Here is a 1,454-nt window from a genome sequence, read left to right on the forward strand (position 1 = left end):
GGTCCTGATACCGGTTGCCAAAGTTGTGGTCTGTTATTGACGTCTATCCTCTTCTGTGTTAAGGTAAAGGCGGAGAGATAGGGGTGAAGCTGTCCCATTGGGCCAGAAAGCACGGGATTCCCTACCGCACCGCCTGGAAGTGGTTCAAGCAAGGGATTCTGCCTGCCAGGGCCATCCAGCTACCCACGGGCACCATCCTGGTTCTTGAGGAAGAGGAAGAGGTTAGGCTCCCCCAGGATGCTGCGGCCATCTACACCCGGGTCTCGGTGCACGAGGCCAGGGACGACCTGGAACGCCAGGTCCAGAGGCTCCAGGACTATGCCGCTGCCAGGGGTTACCGGGTGGTGCGGGTGGTGAAGGAAGTGGCTTCGGGTCTGAACGATCGCAGGCCTCGTCTGGAAAAACTGCTTTTGGAGAAAGACTACGGGGTGCTCCTGGTAGAGCACAGGGACCGCCTGACCCGTTTCGGCTTTCACTATCTGGAACTGCTTCTCCATGAGCAGGGGAAGCGGGTGGAGGTGGTGAACGAGGCGGACACTCCCAGGGCGGATCTCATTGAAGACTTCGTGGCGGTGATCTACTCGTTTGCCGCAAGGCTGTACGGTTTGAGGGGGAAAAGGAAAGCCCGCAAGATCGTCTCGGAGCTGGTGGATGAAACGCGGGAAGCGAACGGATGAAATCTACGGAAGCTACCTCCTCCCCCACGCCATGAACCGGGGGAAGGAGGAGAAGGTTCTTCAGGTGCTCCGCCAGTACCGCAGGGCGGCGGAAGGGATCCAACGCCTCCACCTGCGCCGTTTCTTTGAGGAAGGTAGCCTCTCCCGTTTCCTGGACCCCACAAGCGTTGGTCAGCCCCAAGGGGGCTACCTTGAAAGCCCCCTCTCCGACCGCTACCTGTGGGTGTGCTCCCAGCAGGTGGTGGACATGCTCAAGGGGCACCTGGAGCACCTGAAGAACAGGGTACGGGAGATTCTTCTTGGCTCTTCCCTTCCCAGGGAGAAGCGGGAGGTGCTCCTTCTTCTCAACTCCCGGGAGGCCTGGCTGAAGCCCGAGGTGCGCCAGGCCCTGGCCGAAGGGCAACCGCTGGTCTTTAAGGTTGTACGGAAAGACGAGAGCGGCAGGGAAAGGACCAAAACCCTCCAGGCCACCCCCGAGGACCTGCGCCTCCTACTCCATCTGTTCCGCCGGGCCAGGAAGGAACTTACCTGGCCCGGCATGCACCGCATCCAGATGCACCTGGATGGGAAGGTGGTCCGCTACGAGCCCAGGGGAAGGGGAAGGGGGAAACAAGCCACCCACTTCCCCGCCTGGCTCCATCTGGCCACCCTGGAGAAGGGGAAGAGGGTGGCCATCCCCCTGGGGGAGAACCCTTATGCCGAGGGCCGTAAGGGAGAGTGGCGGGATTTCTTTCAGGTCGGAGAGGAGAATGGAAGGGTCCAGATCCGTAGGGTTAA

Annotated in this window: 2 protein-coding genes; both read left to right on the plus strand. The window is 60.9% G+C overall.

The genetic code is table 11. The annotated features are described in order from the left end of the window. Positions 1–77 precede the first annotated feature (77 nt). On the plus strand, positions 78–677 hold the full coding sequence (locus tag TNMX_RS10815) for an IS607 family transposase (RefSeq protein WP_172640120.1): 600 nt from the start codon (positions 78–80) through the stop codon (positions 675–677). Beyond that, on the plus strand, positions 652–1,454 hold an 803-nt coding region (locus tag TNMX_RS10820; protein WP_038032105.1), incomplete at its 3' end, for a hypothetical protein. The genes TNMX_RS10815 and TNMX_RS10820, both read left to right, overlap by 26 nt.

The sequence above is a fragment of the Thermus sp. NMX2.A1 genome (assembly GCF_000511705.1).
Classification (GTDB): Bacteria; Deinococcota; Deinococci; order Deinococcales; family Thermaceae; genus Thermus; species Thermus scotoductus.